This window comes from Pararhizobium sp. A13, assembly GCF_040126305.1.
Taxonomy (GTDB): Bacteria; Pseudomonadota; Alphaproteobacteria; order Rhizobiales; family Rhizobiaceae; genus Pararhizobium.
The window spans coordinates 2,826,504-2,844,648 of sequence record NZ_CP149510.1 but is presented as its reverse complement, the minus strand read 5'-3'; the positions used below and the strand labels follow the sequence as shown (position 1 = coordinate 2,844,648).

Genomic DNA, 18,145 nt, shown 5'->3' with positions numbered 1-18,145 from the left:
ATATAAATAAGAGAATTCAATCAAGTCCGATCCAGTTCAACGCATCGCGCCAATCGGTCATGCGAACCGGCGTTCCGTGCGATCCGGTCTGGAACAGGACGAAGCGGCTCGGATAGCCAGCCGTTTTCAGCGATCGGTAGAGCGCGATCTGATCGGCTGCGGCGTAGACGCTGTCGGCGCTGCCATGGCTGAAGAACATCGGGAGTTTCTTTTTGTAGGCGGCACTCTTCATGAACGTCTGATCGGTGGGGCCACCCATGATCATCATGCCGTTGAGAGCCGCTACCGCCTGTGGATTGCGCGAGATGCCCCAGCAGATGAAGCTGCCCATCGAAGCGCAGGCCAGCACCACCGGCCGACCCGGAGATTGCTGCTGCGCGTGGGCGATCAGTCCGGCAATGTCGGCCACGCCGTTGTCGTCGAAGGAGCGGACGCTCGGCGCATAATAGACACCGCCGTTTTCGACGGCGAGGTTCTTGAGGCGGTTGAAATTGCCGCCGAAGGACCAGTCGTTGGCCCCCAGGCGCCGGTCGCCGCCCCGGCCATGGATGAAAATCACCGAAAACGCCGCACCGCGCTCCCGGCCGACACGGGTAACATCGAGTGGCCGTCCTGCCGCGTCGATTGTCTCGTTGGCCTGTTCGCTTTTCACGCCCAGCGAAACATAGGCGCGCTTTGCCCTGCGCTCGGGAACCTGATCGCGGCCGTTGATATCGCGCATCTCCTGGTAGTCGACGACACGGTAGTCGCCGCCATCCACCGTTTCGAGGACGATTCCATAGGAAAACAGCTCGTCCTTGAACGGCTTCAGCTGTCCGGCCGCAGCTGGAAAAGTCAGAGCGGCCATCGCGGCGCAGGCGAGAAGGCTGCGAAAGATCAAATGAGCTGTGGACAGGTGCATTCGGGATGTTCCTCTTTTGGTCCAGGCCTTGCCATCGGGCCTTCCGAAACGCAACAGTTGACGCTATTGAAGGCGCGATTGGTGTATATGCAGGCATCCGGCCGAACGATATGGCGAGGTCGGTCGCTCTGACGCCAAGAGTCTGGCAGAATTCCGGCGATTCGCGCAGACATTCATGGCGGCTTCATCCGCAACCTTGATCGTGCGAAAAGTCGCCACCACGGAAAGACCTCTGAACAGACTATGACCGACAGCAACGATCTCTTTTCAGCATTTCCCGAGAAACCCAAGCGTGCGACGGAACCCGTTGTGCCGAAGCCGGTTACGCCGGTCGTCGCCGAGCCGACAGCTGAACAGCGCACCAATGCCACGCCTGCGCTGAAAACGGACAATGGCGATTACAATGCGTCGGCCATCGAGGTGCTCGAGGGGCTGGAGCCGGTGCGCCGCCGTCCGGGCATGTATATCGGCGGCACGGACGAAAAGGCGCTGCATCACCTGTTCGCTGAAGTCATAGACAACTCGATGGATGAGGCGGTCGCTGGACACGCGAATTTCATCGACGTCTATCTCGATGCGGAAGGCTGCCTCTCCGTCACCGATAACGGCCGCGGCATTCCGGTCGAGAACCACCCGAAATTTCCAGGCAAGTCGACACTCGAAGTAATCATGACGGTGCTGCATGCCGGCGGCAAGTTCGACAGCAAGGTCTATGAGACCTCCGGCGGTCTGCACGGCGTTGGCGTCTCGGTCGTCAATGCGCTGTCGGACATTCTCGAGGTCGAGGTCGCCCGCAACCGCAAGCTCTACCGCCAGCGCTTTTCCCGCGGCATTCCGCAGGGCGGGCTGGAGGAGCTCGGCGACATCCAGAACAGGCGCGGCACCAAGGTACGCTTCCATCCGGATCCGGAGATTTTCGGCGCGCACGCGAAATTCGATCCGGCACGGCTGTTTCGCATGGCCCGCTCCAAGGCCTATCTGTTCGGCGGCGTCGAAATCCGCTGGTCCTGCGATCCCGCGCTGATCGAAGGCACGGAGACGCCGGAAAAGGCCGTCTTCCACTTCCCCGGCGGCCTGAAGGACTATCTCCAGGCGACAATGGGCAAGGAATTTACCGTCACCCGGGAAATCTTTGCCGGCAAGACCGAAAAGACCGGCGGTCATGGGGCGCTGGAATGGGCTGTCACCTGGTATGGCGGCGATTCCGTCGTGCATTCCTACTGTAACACGATCCCGACGCCGGAAGGCGGCACGCATGAGGCCGGCTTCCGCATCGCGCTGACCAAGGGGCTCAAGGCCTATGCCGAGCTGACGCAGAACAAGCGGGCAGCAATCGTCACGACGGAAGACGTGATGATTTCGGCCGCCGGCATGCTGTCGGTCTTCATCCGCGAGCCGGAGTTCGTCGGCCAGACCAAGGACAAGCTGGCGACTGTCGAAGCGCAACGCATCGTCGAGAACGCGCTGCGCGACCCGTTCGACCATTTCCTCGCCGACAACCCGCAGGAAGCGGCCAAGCTGCTCGAATGGGTAATCGAGCGCGCCGACGAGCGGGTGCGCCGCCGCAAGGAAAAGGAAGTCAGCCGCAAGACCGCCGTGCGCAAGCTGCGCCTGCCGGGCAAGCTCGCCGACTGCTCGCAGAATTCGGCCGAGGGCGCCGAACTCTTCATCGTCGAAGGGGATTCGGCCGGCGGCTCGGCCAAGCAGGCGCGCAACCGCGCCAACCAGGCGATCCTGCCACTGCGCGGCAAGATCCTCAACGTCGCCAGCGCCGGCCGCGAAAAACTTGGTGCCAATCAGCAGATCGGCGACCTTGTGCAGGCGCTCGGCTGCGGCACGCGCAGCAAATACCGCGAAGAAGACCTGCGCTACGAGCGCGTCATCGTCATGACCGATGCGGATGTTGACGGCGCTCATATCGCATCGCTGCTGATCACCTTCTTCTATCAGGAGATGCCGGAACTGATCCGTGGCGGCCATCTCTATCTGGCCGTACCGCCGCTCTACCGCATCACGCAAGGGGCAAAGACGCTCTATGCCCGCGACGACGCCCATCGGGTGGAACTGATGGAAACGGAGTTCAACGGCCGCGGCAAGGTCGAGATCGGCCGCTTCAAGGGTCTCGGCGAGATGATGCCGGCGCAGCTCAAGGAAACCACCATGGACCCGGCCAAGCGCACGCTGCTGAAGGTTGCCATCGACGAGATCGATTTCGAAGGCACCCGCGAGGCCGTCGACAATCTGATGGGAACCAAGGCGGATGCCCGCTTCCGCTTCATCCAGGAACGCGCGGTGTTTGCGGAAAACCTTGATATCTAGGCAGGTCGCTTCACAGCTGGATTCAACACGCTGTTGAATTGATTCAGGTTTCCGCTTCAACTAACGGAGCGGAAACGATTTTTCGATGTTTTGGCTGACGCTGCGTCAACCGATCGTCTTTTCCATGAACAGGCTGAGCGGATCCGGCTGGTAGGAACCGAACGGACCGATATCGACATACCCGGCGGTCCTGTAGAGGCTGATGGCTTCGGGCTGATAGATACCCGTTTCGAGCCGAATGGCCGACAGGCCGGCATTGCGGCCATGGCTCTCGATCGTCTCCAAGAGCTTGCGGCCGATCTTCAGGCCACGCGCTTTTGGATCGACGAACATGCGCTTGATCTCGGCGCTGCCGTCGCCCGCATCCACCAGCGCGCAACAGCCGACGATCTCGCCCTCATGCCGCGCCACGAAGAAAGCCACCGACGGTTTTTCCAGTGTCGATACATCAACCAGATGATTGCTTTCGGCGGGATAAAGCGATTGCGCATAGGCATCGGATTGTTCCAGCAGATGCAGAACACCCGGCTGGCGGGGCGGTTCTTTTGCAATGACGACGGTCACTTGGCGGTATTCTTTCACAGATCGATTCACTCAGCTATGTCGATACTATGAGCAGTTTGCATAGCGGAACAGACGGCAATTTTCGCACAGCGGCAACCGCCGCTCACCCCTCGAAACGAACAGAAACAATTTGTTTCGAAGATTTTCCCGGCCTGCCTTACTTCCGGGGCAAACGGACAGTTACGTCAGCGAAACACGAATCGAGCCCTTGGCGGCTGATGCCGAAATCGAACTGGAGACATATTCGCGATGGTTCCTGCCCTGATCGTCATGACAATCCTCGGCTGCGATGACAGTGTCAGCCAATGCCACTACGTATCGACAGTGAACGGCACCTGGGAAACAGTTGCGATATGCGATGCCGAATCGCAGAAGCAACTGCCGAAGTTCTCCAACAGCAACTACCCGGTGATCGTCGCCGTTTGCGAGACATCGGACAAACAGATGGCGAAGGTGCAGGATCCGGCACCCTTGCCCGCAGTTCAGGCAGAGCTTGATCAGACACATCCGGTGACGCCGGATCCAGTCCCAACGCCGCCCGTCGCCGAACAGCAGCAGCCGAGCCTGCCGCGCCGCACATTGGCGCTGGTCACAGGCGCCCTGCCCGATACGTCCAAGCTGCGCGATGCGGTGACCAAACCGGTCCACTATATCGAGGACGGCTATTCCTGGGTGGCACGAAAGTTCGCGAAGTAATATTAGCCACTACACCAGACCGGCGGCGATCAGGCTGTGGGCGCTGGCGCGAATGGCGTCCTCTTCCGATCGCGGCTTCCAGCCGAGGACTCGTCTCGCCTTTTCGTTGGAGACACGTGCATCGCGGCCCAGTTCGCGGATAATCAGCTTGAGACCCGGATCGAAACGCGCGGCAAGGCCGGCCAGCCAATTGGGCAATACGAATTTCGGCAACTTGCGCGCGTAGGCGGGGAAATCGCGTTTCAGCACGCTGGCAATATCCTTCACCGACAGGGCCTCGCCCCCGGCGATGAAGCGTTCACCCGCCGCCTCCGGCACGGTCAACGCAAGGACATGCACCTCGGCAACATCGCGCACATCGACCACCGATACACTGAAATCGGGCATGGCCGGATAGCGACCTTTCAGCAGGCTTTGCACGACGCCAACCGACGTCCCGGAATCCTTGCCGAGGATAGGCCCGAGAATCATGCCGGGATTGATCACCACGAGTTCCAGACCATTCTCACGGGCAAAATCCCAGGCGGCCCGCTCCGCGAGGGTCTTGGACTTGTAATAAGGCGTGGCCAGCGGGCCATCGACATCGGTCCAGTCGGATTCGGTAAACGGCGCCCTCCCCGAACCATAGTTGACCGCCGCGATCGACGACGTCAGGACGACGCGGCGGATGCCCGCCTCTTTCGCGATCCGCAGTACACGCAGCGTTCCCTCACGCGCCGGCCGAATGAGCTCGTCTTCGTTCCTGGGCACGCTCGAGGGGAATGGTGATGCGGTGTGGATCGCGCCAGCAGCTCCCGAAAAAGCCGCCTCCCAGCCATCGTCAGACAGCAAATCAGCCTGGACGAAAGAAAGCTTGCCTGCAGTGGCGCCTTCCGCCGAGCGGATCGCCGCCTCGACGACCTTCGCCCGCTTCAAAGACCGCAGCGTGCCGCGAACGTCGTAACCGGCGCGCAGCAACTGCGCCGCGACGTGCGTTCCGAGGAACCCGCCAATACCGGTGACAACGACCAACCCGGTTTCTTTCTGCATTGTGTGATCTCCTCTCCGAACTATCATTCTGACGTTTTTCGTCTATTTTGTCAGTTTGACATTTTTAGTCCAAAGTGTCAATTCAGTGGAATGGACGAAAGGAAACAGCACATCGTCATGGCCGCGGCGGAGGTCTTTACCCGCTACGGCTTCAAGAAAGCATCGATGCAGGATATCGCCGATGCCGCGATGATGTCGCGCGCCGCGCTCTACCTTCACTTCCGAAACAAAGACGATCTGTTCCGGTCGCTGATGCAATGGCATCACGGAGAGGCATTGAAGGCGGCGGAGGCGGCCTTTGCCTCGGACAAACCCTTCCTTGTCCGCCTGGAGGCGGCGCTGACGGATTTCACGATGGTCCTGTTCGGTCCGGTGAGGGCCAGCACGCACGGGCAGGAACTGTTCGAGGCCAATATGGCTCTCGCGGGCGATACGACGGCGGCGACCTCCGCCCGCCTGCGTGGATTGATGGAAAATGCCGTGACAGAGGCGGTTTCCAAGGAGGAAATCTCGCTGTCAACCGCCGGGCTTTCCCCAGCGACTCTGACTGATCTTCTCTACGTTTGCCTGGACGGCATCAAGAAGGCGCCGAATGGCCTGGACAAGCTCAACGAGCGTCTCTCCGCGCTGATACGGCTGCTCGGCGCCGCAACCCGCGTCTGACCTCAGGCAGCTTCCCTGGCGGCAAGAAGGGCGTAGTCGCGTGCCGTTTGCCGCTGCTCGGCGATCGTCAATTTCTCGATGATATCGGCAAGGCCGCCGGATGCTTCCGAGGCATGCCTATTACCGCGCAGCTTCGACAGCAGGACAGAGGAAATAGAGGCGGTCGCACCCGAAGAAGAGGACCGGTTTTCCTTCCGCCAGATCATCATCGCCTCGGCAAAGAGTGCGCTCACATCGCGGCCAAGGCCGGTGCTCTCGAACAGTGCGCGAACGGCGTGGACCCGCCCATCGGAGAGGATCGAACGCACCCGCTTGTCGGTTACGCCCGACAGATTGACAATGGCAGCAGCGAAGAAATCGATCTTGCCCGAACAGAGGACATGCAGCAGGAAGGCCGGGGTCAGGCGCCCGGTCGCGCGCAGATGTTCGACCAAGGGCGGAATCTGATCGGCTCCTACGGCACCAGCCATGTCGACGGCAGCCCGATCGCAGGCTTCACGGGTAATGCGCTCGACACGGCGCCCGCCGATCGCTGCCTGCACCAGGCCGAAGCTGGACAAGGCGGCGCCGACTTTCTCAACCAGCGCGTGACGGGCGTCCGCCGGCAGGTCCTCGCGCTCGAGCAGACGGTTGCGGATCGACCAAAGATGACCGAGCCGGTCACTCAACCGCTTCAGTGTCCGGCAGGAAAATCTGGCCTGCTCGTTTTCAAGCAGGATCAGCACTTCTTCCTCGCCACCGATTTCGGCGATTGCGGCGGCAACCGGCCGGGACATGGCCTGGCGCGCAGCGATGACGGCGCGTGTCTCCGTCGTTCCCTTGGCGGCGAGATCGACGAGATCCATATCGTTCAGCACAGGCGAGCGGGAAATCACGGCATACGCCGTTTCAGGTTGGTCTTCGGCCAGCGACAGGATGATCGCGCGCGGGATTCGGCCGCAATCGGCCACGGCCTCCGCAAGCGCGAGGCGCACTTTCGGAGAGGGGTCATCAAGCAGGAACGTCATCGCCATTTCGGCGGCATGATGGTCGAGCGTGTTCATCTCCGCCGTCACGTAGGCCCGACCCAAAGCCGCCGCTGCCCTAACCCGATCCCCCGTTTTCGCGGTTTCGACCCAACGAAGAAATGCTTGAATGATCACCGACGCCTCACTACACACCAACCACCATATCCTAGTGTCGATGTATGTTAGCGATTAAAGGTTTAAGATTGGTTCACCATGTCCGTTAACCGCTTTGAAATCATGCCTTTGCTGCTCTGTGCGCCGGCGGAGGCGTTGGTGTCGGCAGATATCCCGGCGGGTCGTCCCGGAACCGTGATTGTTGACATCTGCGAGGACTGGACGACAGCCAACAGCAGGGTACAGCCGATCCTCGATAGACGTGCTTCAGACAGCGCCAAGGGGCCGACGCTGCTGCGTATCGGCATGCCGGACGATGACAATGGTCAGGATGCGCTTTCACCGCTCGTGACCTTGCAGCCGGCCGGCTTCGTTCTGTCGGGCTGTGGCGGCTTGGCCGATATCCAGAAACTCGACGCAATGCTGCGGGTCGCCGAGGCGGAAAACGGGCTGCAGGCCGGATCGGTCGCAATTCTTGCCGAGGTCGGAGAGATGCCGGAGTTCTTTCTGTCGTCCCATTCCCTTCGCGGCATATCGGCACGGCTGAAGGGCCTGATCTTCGACGGCGCGGCGCTGGCACGGGCGACGGCAAGCCAGACGAACAACGCGATGGCCGGAAGGCCCGGCGCACCGGCCTTGTTTGCCCGCGCGGCTACCGTCCTGAAGGCCAGGCAAGCCGATCTTGCGTGTTATGAATTGCTTACGCAGGAACCGCTGTCCCTCGAGGAACTGCGGGCGAAGCGAGACATCAGCCTTGCCGACGGTTTTTCCGGCGTGATCGCGTGCAGCGCCGCCCAGCTGGCAATGCTCGCGGCGGGCTAGACAGGACTGACCTACCGCTTTGGCCTGAACATCTCGAAGACGTCGCCGGCATCGCAATAGTCCATATAGCCCATACGCCCGATCGGCCTGGCCTTGGCCATATCGAAGCGCCCGTCGCTTATCGCTTCCTCGCGGATATGGATGCCGACAACCTGGCCGATGACGACATGACTTTCGGAGGCCGAACCATCAAGCGCCTTAGGCCGAAACGTCTCCGTCACCTTGCATTCGAGCACCGCATAAGCCTCGGCGACAAACGGCGCCCGGACCAGCCTGCCCTCGACCGGCGTCAATCCGGCAAGAGCGAATTCGCTCTCTCCATGGGGCACCGGAGCCGATGTCACGTTCATCGCGTCCTTCAGGTCGTGACTGACGAAATTGGCGGTGAATTCGCCGGTTTCCTCGATGTTGCGGACCGAATCCTTGCGGCCGGATGACGAGAACATCACCAGCTTCGGCGTGTCGCTGATCGCGTTGAAGAAGGAATAGGGCGCCAGATTGAGGCTGCCGTCCGCTGCCCGTGAGCCGATCCAGCCGATCGGTCGCGGCGAGACGATCGCCTTGAAAGGATCATGGGCAAGTCCGTGGGCGTTTTGCGCGGTCTCGTAAAACATCAGTTGTCCTCGCCGACCCAGGTGACGATGTCGGCCAGTTCAGGTCGCGGGCGCTCCGTCGGCGGTACTTGCGGCGTGCCGACATGGATGAAGCCTGCAATCTTTTCACCCGGCTGCACGCCGAGCAACGCATAGGCCTTTTCATCGAAGGCATACCATTCCGTCAGCCAGTTGGAAGCATAGCCATGCGCATTGGCGGCCATCAGAAGGTTGAGGCAGACGGCACCGGCGGACATCAGCTGCTCCCATTCCGGAACCTTGAAATGCGGCGCCGCCTTGCTGACGACGGCAACGACAACGGGCGCTCGGGTCAGGCGGGTATTTTCTACCTTGATCATCTCTTCAGAGAGGTCGGGTTTCGCGGCTAGCGCCATCTTCGCAAGCTCGGCGCTGATTCGCACCCGCTCCTCGCCGCGGTAGACGATGAAGCGCCAGGGCGCGAGCTTGCCGTGATCCGGAACGCGGGATGCGAGCTTCAACATCTCCTCGATTTCGGCCGTTCCGGGGCCTGGGCCGCCCATCTGAAAGGCTGGAATGGAGCGGCGGGTCGCCAGATATTCACGCAGACTGATTTCAGTTTTCATCGCCGTCCGTTTCCACTAGTTTGCCACCGCACATCGCCATCGCAAGGGTAGCCACGAAATTGCCATACCGGCGCTTCAAGTGGAGCCACACACTCAGGATGTCAACCACCTCATGCGCATCACGGCCGGTCAGTTTCTCAGAGGTTTCACAGCACTTATTTTTGTTGCAGGTGGCTCCGGATCACACGCGCAGGATCTGGCGGATCCCTTCAAAAGCTTCCCCGCGATATCCTCCCCGCAAAAGATGCCGAAGCTGAACAGCTTCAATCCCGTGGTCCCAGAGGCCGAGGGCGTCAAGGCCAAGGACATCCAGCTTGAGGCGCTGCTGACGGAGAAAGGCAAACCCGTGGAGCAGGGCTTGACCTGGCGCGTCTTCAACCCAATCCCCGGATCGGACGGCAAGCTGCCGCTTTTGGCGACATCGGAAGGCGGATCGGCGGCATTCCAGCTCATTCCCGGCGAATATTTCGTCAATGTCGCCTTCGGACGCGCCGGCGCAACCCGCAAGATCAGGATTGCCGAAGCCGGACCGGTCGAAAAGCAGGTTCTCGTTCTCGATGCCGGCGGCGTCATGCTGAACGCGGTCTCCGGCAGCGACGTGCGCATTCCGCCGGGCGAACTGAGCTTCTCCATTTTCTCCGCGGATGAAAAGGAAGATGGCGAGCGCGCGCTCGTCGTCGCCGACGTGAAGCCCGACACTGTCGTTCGGTTGAACACCGGCACCTATCACGTGGTTTCCAATTACGGTTCGGTGAATGCGGTGATTCGCGCCGATATCCAGGTCGAGGCGGGAAAGCTGACGGAGGCGACGATCCAGCACCGGGCCGCGAAGCTGACCCTGAAGCTGGTGTCGGAACCGGGCGGCGAAGCGATCGCCGATACGGCCTGGTCGATCCTTACGTCGTCCGGCGACGTTGTCAGCGAAAGCGTCGGCGCTTTCCCGACGCTGGTTCTCGCCGAGGGCGGCTATACCGCGATCGCCCGTAACAAAGAGAAGATTTTCCAGCGAGACTTTAGCGTGAAAGCGGGCGTCAACACCGACGTCGAGGTCTTGCTGAACGACAAGGGATCGCAGGCGGCAGCGAATGGAGCGGCCGACGCGCAGGATTGAGCGAGACGCTCAGGAGACCGTTTTGCCGAGGAACCGGCGGCGCGGCGGCGCCATGGAAAAGACGGCGTCGTAAATCCGGGTCAGGATATCCTTGCGATCCGCAATGGCGCCGAGCTCTTCCCAGGCAATCAGATTGCCGATGCGCGATGAAATCGTGGTTCCCGAAAGACGGCGAAACTCGCGGATGAGCAGCGAAATGCGCAGCGTCATCGATACCTTGCTGGCGAGATGAAACAGCGGGCCGTTCTGGCCCTCGAAATAGATCGGAATGACGCTCGCCTTGGCGGCCTGGATGAGTTTTGCCGGAAACATCTTCCATGGAAGGTCTTCCGCGCGTCCAAAGCCCTTCCTGGCGGTCGCGACGCCGCCGGCCGGGAAAACGACCAGCGTTACGCCTTCCTTCAAGAGACGAACAGCCTCGTGGCGTGTCTGCATGTTGAGCGCCAGCGCTTCCTTGGTTTCCTCGAACGAGATCGGCAGCGAATAAGGCGCCATCTCCGGCACCTTCATCAGCTCATTGTTGATCAGCACCCGGAATGGACGGCCGAGCTGTTCGGCGAGCGACAGGACCGCGATGCCGTCACCGATGCCGAAGGGATGGTTGGCGACGATCACCACCGGCGTATCCGGCAGATGACGCGGGGGCCATTCACCCTGGACGCGCAAGCGCACACTGATCAGTTCCAGCATCTCGCCGAAAATGCGGTCGCTTTTGCCGACGATGTCATGGCGCCACTGATTATAGAGCTTGGCGTAGCGGTTGCGCCCGGCAAGGCCTTCCATCGAGCGTATGAACCAACGCTTCAGCCGTCGATCATTCTCGTTGGCGTAAGACAGCTCTTTGAACTGCACCTTGTTCCTCGTTTCATCAACGGCGCGTCCAGAGGGGCGCTGCGGAGAGGCGTAATCTATCCGGATTTTCGTTCCGGCGGCGGGTGTTCCGTTCCCGCTGCCCGGACTTTAATTGGATAGTGCGCGAATGTTACAGTTTTCTGACACAAGACTGAGAGGTGTGCATCACAGCACCCCTCTCTTGCTTTGTCACTTCACGCCCTGGCAGCAGATCAGGCAGCAGCCTTGTTTCGCCGCTCCGCTTTCCGCTTGAGATCCGGCGGCGTTGCCTCCGAAACGAGCGAGGCAATCGCCTCGTCGAGCGTCATCGGCGTCTGCGCCTGCGATCCCAGCCTGCGGATGTTGACGGTGCGCTCTTCCGCTTCCCGCATGCCGCAGACGATGATCACCGGCACCTTGGTCACCGAATGCTCACGGACCTTGTAGTTGATCTTCTCGTTGCGGAAGTCGGTCTCGACATTCAACCCGGCATCACGCAGCAGCTCGGCAACTTCTCGGCCGTAGTCGTCGGCCTCGGAGGTGATGGTCGCGACAACGACCTGCATCGGTGAAATCCACAGCGGCATGTGACCGGCGAAATTCTCGATGAGGATTCCGAGGAAGCGCTCCATCGATCCGCAGATGGCGCGGTGGATCATCACCGGCTGCTGCTTGTCCGAATTCTGGTTGATGTAGAAGGCGCCGAACCGTTCCGGCAGGTTGAAGTCCACCTGCGTCGTGCCGCACTGCCATTCGCGGCCGATGGCGTCCTTCAGCGTATATTCGAACTTCGGTCCATAGAAAGCGCCCTCGCCCGGCAGGATGCCAGTCTTGATGCGGCCTTCCGACTGTGCCTCGATGGTTTTCAGCACCTCCATCATCACGCTTTCGGCACGATCCCACAGAGCGTCATCGCCGACGCGCTTGTCCGGACGGGTCGAGAGCTTGACCACGATTTCCTTGAAACCAAAGTCCTCGTAGACCGACAGGATGAGGTCGTTGATGCGCAGGCACTCTGCTGCCATCTGCTCGTCGGTGCAGAAGACGTGCGCATCGTCCTGCGTGAAGCCGCGCACGCGCATCAGGCCATGCAGCGCGCCCGAGGGCTCGTAGCGATGCACATTGCCGAACTCGGCAAGCCGGATCGGCAGTTCACGGTAGGATTTCAAGCCGTGCTTGAAAATCTGGATGTGGCCGGGGCAATTCATCGGCTTCAGGGCGAAGACGCGGTCATCATCGGTGTCGTCGCCGGCGACCGTCACCTTGAACATGTTGTCACGATACCAGCCCCAGTGGCCGGAGGTTTCCCACAGCGACTTGTCGAGCACCTGCGGTGCGTTGACTTCCTGATAGGTGCCAGCCAGGCGCCGGCGCATATAGGCGACCAGCGTCTGGAAGACGCGCCAGCCCTTGCCGTGCCAGAACACGACGCCCGGGCCTTCTTCCTGGAAATGGAACAGGTCCATCTCGCGGCCGAGGCGGCGGTGGTCGCGCTTCTCGGCTTCCGCCAGAACATGAAGATACTGGTCCAGCTCTTCCTGCGTGCGCCAGGCCGTGCCGTAGATGCGCGTCAGCATCGGATTGTTCGAGTCACCGCGCCAATAGGCACCGGCCACCCGCATCAGCTTGAAGGCGTTGCCGATCTGGCCGGTGGACGCCATATGCGGCCCGCGGCAGAGATCGAACCAGTCGCCCTGATAATAGATCTTCAGGTCCTGGTTCTCGGGGATGGCATCGACCAGTTCGACCTTGTACTTCTCACCCTTGTCGGCAAACACCTGGCGCGCCTTGTCGCGCGACCAGACCTCCTTGGTGAAGGGCTTGTTGCGCTGGATGATCTCCTTCATCCGCTTTTCGATCTTCGGCAGATCGTCCGGCGTGAAGGGCTCGTCCTTGGCGAAATCGTAGTAGAAGCCGTTCTCGATCACCGGACCAATGGTCACCTGCGTTCCCGGCCACAATTCCTGCACGGCTTCGGCCATCACGTGGGCCGTGTCGTGGCGGATCAGTTCCAGCGCGCGGGCGTCCTCGCGGGTGACGATCTCAAGCCGGCCGGTCGCAACCGGGTCGGACAGGTCGCGCAGCTCGCCATCCAGCGCGATCGCGATGGCCTTCTTTGCAAGCGACTTCGAGATCGATTCGGCGACATCACGGCCCGTCGTGCCCGCGGCGTAACCGCGGACGGAACCATCGGGAAATGTAAGGGAAACAGCGTCAGACATGATTTCTTCCTTGTCCAGTCCCGCCAACGAATGCGGGTGGTTTTTAAAGGCCGGTGGCCCGGCAAATTGACGCGCGGGTGATAGAGCGTTTTCGCGACGGAGTAAAGAACAGGCTTGATCAGCCTTCGATCATATCGGCAAGCCCGCGCACCGTGTTCCAGTTGCGCAACGTGCCGGCGCCGAGGCGCTTCGTCGTCAGTGCCGACAGCAGCTTGGATGTGCTGGGTTTGCCGGGAAAATGAATCCACAGATCGCCATTGACGAGCCGGATCTGTTCGCCGCCGCCGCAATAGCGCTTGAGAGCGGTCGGGATATCGTCGGTGAGCGGCGCGCGCATCACCCGGACGATGACATTCTGCGCATCCGCTCCGCTTGCCGCCGCAAACGGGTTGCCCGCAGCAAGCCCGATCCAATCGTCAGCCGTTCGCGCGATGATATCGACATGCTTGCCGAAATCGCGGGCGAACGCCGTTTCCAACGCCGCTTCCACGTCGACCACCGCTTCATTGTCGGCTTCGAAGACCAGATTGCCGGTGGCGACCAGCGTGCGCGGCGATCGGAAGCCGATGCTTTCAACCGTCGACCGTAATTCCGACATGACGACGCGGCGTCCGGCGCCGAGAACGATGCTGTGCAGCAAGGCGACATAGGTCGTCATTTTTTCGCAGTGCCGATTTTCGCAGTGCTCGGGCGCCAGTAACGCCAGGGCGTCCACCAATGTTTGGTCGCGTCAAGCGTCTCCGGGACCGGATCGAAACCGCTCGTTCCGCCTGGTCCGCACCGCATGAAACGAAACAAAACCATCCAGCCACCCGGCCAGAAGCCATGGCGGGCGATCGCCTCGTAGCCGTATTCCGAACAGGTGGGGATATGCCGGCAGGAATTGCCGATGAAGCCGGAGAGCGTCAGTTGATAGAGCCGGATAAAGGCCATGCCGAAGAGCCGCCCGGGCGTCTTGCGAAACGGCCCCGCATAGTTCCGGCCGGAATAGGGCCGATGGGCCGCCTGAACGTCATGGCCTGGGAATCCCGGCTCGCTGCACATCTCAGACAGCCGCCTTGACGAGACGGGCAGCTTCGATCTGGCCGATCGCATCGACCACGGCTTCGAAAGTCAGCATCGTCGAAGCGTGGCGGGCCTTGTAGTCCTTCACGGGCTTCAGGAACCGCATGTCCTCGAAGCGGCCGGATGGCCCCTCGCCGTCCGCCTTGAGCATGCCCAGCATGTCCTCCCGCGCCTGACGGATTTCACCGGCTGTCGCACCAACAACGTAACGCGCCATGATCGATGAAGAAGCCTGTCCCAGGGCGCATGCCTTCACCTCATGGGCGAAGTCGGTGACAACATCACCCTCCATTTTCAAGCCGATGCGGACCCTCGAGCCGCAGAGCTTGGAATGCGCGCTCGCCTCGGCATCGGGATGCTCGAGCCTGCCGCTTCGCGGGATATTCCCGGCGAACTCGAGAATCCTGCTGTTATAAATTTCATCCATCATTCGACGCGATCCGGTTGATTTTGCGCGTTTTCAGGCAATCCGCGCATGATTTTCTATCGTATCCGGGAAAAAAACACAGTGTCTTCGCCTGCGCCCCTTTCACATGTATCCCGGCATATTATATGGTATGTCGTGTGGAGGCGACAGGTTCGCAAGAGCGAACAGTCGCCTGTTGTTTGGGAAACCGTGCCGGATGATCCAGAGCCCTTAACCTCTGCAAATCTGAAAGCCCCGGAGCCCGCCGACGGAAACCAGGCCTGAGAGCGTCAGGTAAATGGCCAGTGGCGAGTTGTCCGAAAAGATAAAACGTCAAGTAACCCGTGTTACATCAAGGGGCCATTATGGACGCCATAGTCAAGAATTTTCCTGCCCTGCCTGCCACCGATGGCAGACCGAGCCAGAAGGAGGCTGAGGACGCCGTTCGCGTTCTCTTGCGTTGGGCCGGTGACGACCCGCAACGCGAAGGGCTTCTCGATACGCCGGCGCGCGTTGCCAAGGCCTACAAGGAACTGTTCTCGGGATACGAACTCGCCGCCGAGGACGTTCTTGGCCGTACCTTCGAAGAAGTTGGCGGCTATGACGACATCGTGCTCGTCAAGGACATTCCGTTTTTCTCCCACTGCGAACACCATATGGTGCCGATCATCGGCAAGGCGCACATCGCCTATCTGCCTGACGGAAAGGTACTTGGCCTGTCGAAGATTGCCCGCGTCGTCGACATCTATGGCCGCCGCCTGCAGACGCAGGAAACCATGACCGCCCAGATCGCCAAGGCGATCGACGATACGCTGCAGCCGCGCGGCGTCGCCGTGATGATCGAGGCCGAACATATGTGCATGGCGATGCGCGGCGTTCAAAAGCAGGGCTCGACAACGCTGACCACCACCTTTACCGGTGTCTTCAAGACCGAGCCCGCCGAACAGGCCCGCTTCATGACCTTGCTCAGGGGCTTCAAGTAAGCTCCGTCAAACGGAGCTTTTCCAATGACCGTTGAATTTGCCCCACCGCCCGCCGACAAGGTGGAACTGGAATCCGGTTCCGCATTCACGCCCCGTTTCGACAGCAACGGACTGATCACCGCCGTCGTCACAGATGCCGGCGACGGCACGCTTCTGATGGTCGCGCATATGAACGCCGAAGCGCTCGCGCTCACCGTCGAGACCGGTATTGCTCACTACTACAGCCGTTCGCGCAAAAGCCTCTGGAAGAAGGGCGAAACCTCCGGTAACCTGCAGAATGTTGTGGAACTGCGTACCGATTGCGACCAGGATGCATTATGGCTGAAGGTTCGTGTTGCCGGTCATGATGCGACTTGCCACACCGGCCGCCGCTCCTGCTTCTACCGTGTCGTTGACGCCAAGGACGGTGTCACGACACTTAACATTGTTGATACCGAAATTCATTTCCATCCAGACGACGTCTACGGCAAAAATTAAGCATCTGACGCTTTTTGGATCAGTTTTTTCGTGGATTCACGATTTCGCAACCAGACTGGGCGCGTAATCTCGTCAATACGGAAGCGTTCCGGCGGGAACAACGGCTCGGAATGGCGTGATGTAGACTCTGTCTACCGGATGCGCTTGCAACGCAGCAATGCGAGACGTGACGGCCCATAACAGGATGTTCTGCGGCATGGAGGTGCCGGATGTTGAACTGGACATTTAATCGCAGCGGGATCACAGCAGACGCGTCGGCGCCCGGCGGTCCCTCCCACTCGCTAACCTCACCTCCTCCCGAACAAATGAAGCCGCCAAAATCCAAGATCGCCCTCGCCCTTGGTGGCGGTGCCGCGCGCGGCTGGGCCCATATCGGCGTCCTCAAGGCGCTGGATGAAGAAGGCATCGAAGTCGGCATGATCGCCGGTACGTCGATCGGCGCGTTGGTGGGCGGCTGCTATCTTGCCGGAAAACTCGATGAACTCGAAACGTTCGCGCGTTCGCTGACCATGCGGCGCATTGCCGGCCTGCTCGATTTCGCCATTGGCGGCGGCGGCCTGTTCGGCGGCTTGCGCCTGACGAAGCGCATGCAGGAACATCTGCAGGATATTTCCATCGAAAACCTGGACCGGCCATTTGTTGCTGTCGCGACCGAGGTCAACTCCGGCCACGAGGTCTGGATCGGCGAAGGATCGTTGATCACCGCGATCCGCGCCTCCTATGCGCTGCCCGGCATCTTCGAGCCGATCAAGTCCAACAACCGTACACTGATGGATGGCGCACTCGTCAATCCGGTGCCGGTATCGGTCTGCCGCGCCTATGAGCAGCAACTCGTCGTTGCCGTGAACCTTAATTACGATCTCTATGGCCGCTCCGCGGTGATCAAGCATCGCGCCGATAATCAGGCGATTGACAATCAGCCTCAGCCGGCGCGCCACGCGACGACGCGTCTTGGCATGACCGGTGTCATGGTTCAGGCCTTCAACATCATTCAGGACCGCATCTCACGCGCCCGCCTTGCCGGAGACCCGCCGGATCTGGCGCTGCACCCCAAGCTGAACGACATCGGATTGTCGGAATTTCACCGCGCCGGCGAAGCGATCGATCGCGGCTATCACGAAACCAAGTCGAGGCTCAGTGAGCTCAAGCGGCTGCAGGACGTGATGGTGCGCTCGTAACGGCGGCCGCACGCCGCAGGCGAAGCCGGGAGTATCCGACACTTCGCCGCGCCGTCTGCAGCAATACCCTGCTATAGGTGGACAGTCTTGCCGTCCTGCCCGGCAATATAGGCCTTGATGTGCTCGGCCTCGCTTTCGATCGCGCGGATATGATGCCTTACGGCGTCGCCGATCGAGACGATACCCACGAGGCGACCGTTCTTTTCGACCGGAAGATGGCGCGCGCGCATGCTGTTCATGATTTCCATGATGTCGTGGATGCTCATCTCTTCCGTGCAACTATGGACCTTGGACCACATCAAGGCGGAAACCGGCTTGTCCAAACATGCCGCGCCGTACTTGTCCATAGCGGCGACCACGTCGCGCTCCGTCAAAATGCCAGCGATCCGGTCACCGGGTTTGACGACAACGATGGCACCAATACGGTTTTCATGGAGCAACCGGACCGCAGCGCGCACCAGCGAATGCGGATCGACGGTAAACACCTGACGGCCTTTTTCATTCAGAATTGCAGTGACTGACATTCACGACCTCCCGTTTCAGCGACCTCGTCTGACCG

20 protein-coding genes are annotated in these 18,145 nt (G+C 60.7%); 8 read left to right on the top strand and 12 right to left on the bottom strand.

The genetic code is table 11. The features are described from left to right. Positions 1–16: 16 nt before the first annotated feature. Positions 17–901: an alpha/beta fold hydrolase gene (locus WI754_RS14075; protein WP_349434054.1), complete on the bottom strand. Its 885-nt coding sequence runs from the start codon at positions 899–901 to the stop codon at positions 17–19. 243 nt (positions 902–1,144) lie between these two features. On the opposite strand from WI754_RS14075, the gene parE reads away from it, so the two are divergent. Continuing rightward, positions 1,145–3,220 (top strand): DNA topoisomerase IV subunit B, encoded by a 2,076-nt coding sequence (gene parE, locus WI754_RS14070; RefSeq protein ID WP_349434053.1) that lies wholly within the window; start codon positions 1,145–1,147, stop codon positions 3,218–3,220. Positions 3,221–3,325: 105 nt separating this feature from the next. Here the strand turns inward: parE and WI754_RS14065 are convergent, their stop codons facing one another. Next, positions 3,326–3,784 (bottom strand): GNAT family N-acetyltransferase, encoded by a 459-nt coding sequence (locus tag WI754_RS14065; RefSeq protein WP_349434052.1) that lies wholly within the window; start codon positions 3,782–3,784, stop codon positions 3,326–3,328. Between the two features lie 249 nt (positions 3,785–4,033). Here WI754_RS14065 and WI754_RS14060 point away from each other — a divergent pair, with 249 nt between their 5' ends. Continuing rightward, the gene (locus WI754_RS14060) at positions 4,034–4,480 is read left to right on the top strand and encodes a hypothetical protein (RefSeq protein ID WP_349434051.1); all 447 of its coding nucleotides are present in this window, start codon (positions 4,034–4,036) and stop codon (positions 4,478–4,480) included. Positions 4,481–4,489: 9 nt separating this feature from the next. Here the strand turns inward: WI754_RS14060 and WI754_RS14055 are convergent, their stop codons facing one another. Further along, on the bottom strand, positions 4,490–5,509 hold the full coding sequence (locus tag WI754_RS14055) for an NAD-dependent epimerase/dehydratase family protein (protein WP_349434050.1): 1,020 nt from the start codon (positions 5,507–5,509) through the stop codon (positions 4,490–4,492). Positions 5,510–5,626: 117 nt separating this feature from the next. Here WI754_RS14055 and WI754_RS14050 point away from each other — a divergent pair, with 117 nt between their 5' ends. Beyond that, positions 5,627–6,172, top strand: coding sequence for a helix-turn-helix domain-containing protein (locus tag WI754_RS14050; RefSeq protein ID WP_349434049.1), 546 nt, complete (start codon positions 5,627–5,629; stop codon positions 6,170–6,172). 2 nt (positions 6,173–6,174) lie between these two features. Here WI754_RS14050 and WI754_RS14045 read toward each other — a convergent pair whose 3' ends face one another. Then, positions 6,175–7,314 carry a DUF2336 domain-containing protein gene (locus tag WI754_RS14045; protein ID WP_349434048.1) on the bottom strand — a complete coding sequence of 380 codons (1,140 nt, stop codon included), beginning with the start codon at positions 7,312–7,314 and terminating at the stop codon, positions 6,175–6,177. A gap of 138 nt (positions 7,315–7,452) precedes the next feature. On the opposite strand from WI754_RS14045, the gene WI754_RS14040 reads away from it, so the two are divergent. Beyond that, positions 7,453–8,115, top strand: coding sequence for an aldolase (locus WI754_RS14040; RefSeq protein ID WP_349434047.1), 663 nt, complete (start codon positions 7,453–7,455; stop codon positions 8,113–8,115). An 11-nt stretch (positions 8,116–8,126) separates the two neighbouring features. Here WI754_RS14040 and WI754_RS14035 read toward each other — a convergent pair whose 3' ends face one another. Further along, positions 8,127–8,729: a flavin reductase family protein gene (locus WI754_RS14035; RefSeq protein WP_349434046.1), complete on the bottom strand. Its 603-nt coding sequence runs from the start codon at positions 8,727–8,729 to the stop codon at positions 8,127–8,129. Then, complete coding sequence (locus WI754_RS14030) at positions 8,729–9,313, bottom strand: nitroreductase (protein ID WP_349434045.1); 585 nt, start codon at positions 9,311–9,313, stop codon at positions 8,729–8,731. The genes WI754_RS14035 and WI754_RS14030 overlap by 1 nt, the downstream gene beginning before the upstream one ends. A gap of 112 nt (positions 9,314–9,425) precedes the next feature. Between WI754_RS14030 and WI754_RS14025 the strand changes: the two genes are divergently transcribed. Beyond that, positions 9,426–10,424 (top strand): hypothetical protein, encoded by a 999-nt coding sequence (locus WI754_RS14025; protein ID WP_349434044.1) that lies wholly within the window; start codon positions 9,426–9,428, stop codon positions 10,422–10,424. 9 nt (positions 10,425–10,433) lie between these two features. Here the strand turns inward: WI754_RS14025 and WI754_RS14020 are convergent, their stop codons facing one another. From WI754_RS14020 to WI754_RS14000, 5 genes are all read right to left on the bottom strand, one after another. After that, positions 10,434–11,276, bottom strand: a complete 843-nt coding sequence (locus WI754_RS14020; RefSeq protein WP_349434043.1) for a lysophospholipid acyltransferase family protein — start codon at positions 11,274–11,276, stop codon at positions 10,434–10,436. Between the two features lie 212 nt (positions 11,277–11,488). Further along, positions 11,489–13,477 carry a threonine--tRNA ligase gene (gene thrS, locus WI754_RS14015; protein WP_349434042.1) on the bottom strand — a complete coding sequence of 663 codons (1,989 nt, stop codon included), beginning with the start codon at positions 13,475–13,477 and terminating at the stop codon, positions 11,489–11,491. Positions 13,478–13,595: 118 nt separating this feature from the next. Continuing rightward, complete coding sequence (locus tag WI754_RS14010; RefSeq protein WP_349434041.1) at positions 13,596–14,135, bottom strand: DUF1697 domain-containing protein; 540 nt, start codon at positions 14,133–14,135, stop codon at positions 13,596–13,598. Beyond that, on the bottom strand, positions 14,132–14,521 hold the full coding sequence (gene yidD, locus WI754_RS14005; protein WP_349434040.1) for a membrane protein insertion efficiency factor YidD: 390 nt from the start codon (positions 14,519–14,521) through the stop codon (positions 14,132–14,134). The genes WI754_RS14010 and yidD overlap by 4 nt, the downstream gene beginning before the upstream one ends. Position 14,522: 1 nt before the next feature. After that, positions 14,523–14,972, bottom strand: a complete 450-nt coding sequence (locus WI754_RS14000) for an iron-sulfur cluster assembly scaffold protein (protein WP_349434039.1) — start codon at positions 14,970–14,972, stop codon at positions 14,523–14,525. A gap of 341 nt (positions 14,973–15,313) precedes the next feature. Between WI754_RS14000 and folE the strand changes: the two genes are divergently transcribed. The 3 genes from folE (at position 15,314) to WI754_RS13985 (ending at position 17,586) form a co-directional block, all read left to right on the top strand. After that, positions 15,314–15,931, top strand: coding sequence for a GTP cyclohydrolase I FolE (gene folE, locus WI754_RS13995; protein ID WP_349434038.1), 618 nt, complete (start codon positions 15,314–15,316; stop codon positions 15,929–15,931). A gap of 24 nt (positions 15,932–15,955) precedes the next feature. Beyond that, positions 15,956–16,408 carry a phosphoribosyl-AMP cyclohydrolase gene (gene hisI, locus WI754_RS13990; RefSeq protein WP_349434037.1) on the top strand — a complete coding sequence of 151 codons (453 nt, stop codon included), beginning with the start codon at positions 15,956–15,958 and terminating at the stop codon, positions 16,406–16,408. A gap of 209 nt (positions 16,409–16,617) precedes the next feature. Beyond that, positions 16,618–17,586 (top strand): patatin-like phospholipase family protein, encoded by a 969-nt coding sequence (locus WI754_RS13985; RefSeq protein ID WP_349434036.1) that lies wholly within the window; start codon positions 16,618–16,620, stop codon positions 17,584–17,586. Between the two features lie 71 nt (positions 17,587–17,657). Here the strand turns inward: WI754_RS13985 and WI754_RS13980 are convergent, their stop codons facing one another. Then, positions 17,658–18,110, bottom strand: a complete 453-nt coding sequence (locus tag WI754_RS13980) for a CBS domain-containing protein (RefSeq protein WP_349434035.1) — start codon at positions 18,108–18,110, stop codon at positions 17,658–17,660. Between the last annotated feature and the right edge of the window lie 35 nt (positions 18,111–18,145).

What these genes read in the sequence shown, in the direction of transcription:
- WI754_RS14075 (WP_349434054.1), bottom strand. Translation starts at nt 901, where the DNA reads ATGCACCTGTCCACAGCTCATTTGATCTTTCGCAGCCTTCTCGCCTGC.
- parE (WP_349434053.1), top strand. Translation starts at nt 1,145, where the DNA reads ATGACCGACAGCAACGATCTCTTTTCAGCATTTCCCGAGAAACCCAAG.
- WI754_RS14060 (WP_349434051.1), top strand. Translation starts at nt 4,034, where the DNA reads ATGGTTCCTGCCCTGATCGTCATGACAATCCTCGGCTGCGATGACAGT.
- WI754_RS14055 (WP_349434050.1), bottom strand. Translation starts at nt 5,509, where the DNA reads ATGCAGAAAGAAACCGGGTTGGTCGTTGTCACCGGTATTGGCGGGTTC.
- WI754_RS14050 (WP_349434049.1), top strand. Translation starts at nt 5,627, where the DNA reads ATGGCCGCGGCGGAGGTCTTTACCCGCTACGGCTTCAAGAAAGCATCG.
- WI754_RS14035 (WP_349434046.1), bottom strand. Translation starts at nt 8,729, where the DNA reads ATGTTTTACGAGACCGCGCAAAACGCCCACGGACTTGCCCATGATCCT.
- WI754_RS14030 (WP_349434045.1), bottom strand. Translation starts at nt 9,313, where the DNA reads ATGAAAACTGAAATCAGTCTGCGTGAATATCTGGCGACCCGCCGCTCC.
- WI754_RS14025 (WP_349434044.1), top strand. Translation starts at nt 9,426, where the DNA reads ATGCGCATCACGGCCGGTCAGTTTCTCAGAGGTTTCACAGCACTTATT.
- thrS (WP_349434042.1), bottom strand. Translation starts at nt 13,477, where the DNA reads ATGTCTGACGCTGTTTCCCTTACATTTCCCGATGGTTCCGTCCGCGGT.
- WI754_RS14010 (WP_349434041.1), bottom strand. Translation starts at nt 14,135, where the DNA reads ATGACGACCTATGTCGCCTTGCTGCACAGCATCGTTCTCGGCGCCGGA.
- yidD (WP_349434040.1), bottom strand. Translation starts at nt 14,521, where the DNA reads ATGTGCAGCGAGCCGGGATTCCCAGGCCATGACGTTCAGGCGGCCCAT.
- WI754_RS14000 (WP_349434039.1), bottom strand. Translation starts at nt 14,972, where the DNA reads ATGATGGATGAAATTTATAACAGCAGGATTCTCGAGTTCGCCGGGAAT.
- folE (WP_349434038.1), top strand. Translation starts at nt 15,314, where the DNA reads ATGGACGCCATAGTCAAGAATTTTCCTGCCCTGCCTGCCACCGATGGC.
- hisI (WP_349434037.1), top strand. Translation starts at nt 15,956, where the DNA reads ATGACCGTTGAATTTGCCCCACCGCCCGCCGACAAGGTGGAACTGGAA.
- WI754_RS13985 (WP_349434036.1), top strand. Translation starts at nt 16,618, where the DNA reads ATGTTGAACTGGACATTTAATCGCAGCGGGATCACAGCAGACGCGTCG.
- WI754_RS13980 (WP_349434035.1), bottom strand. Translation starts at nt 18,110, where the DNA reads ATGTCAGTCACTGCAATTCTGAATGAAAAAGGCCGTCAGGTGTTTACC.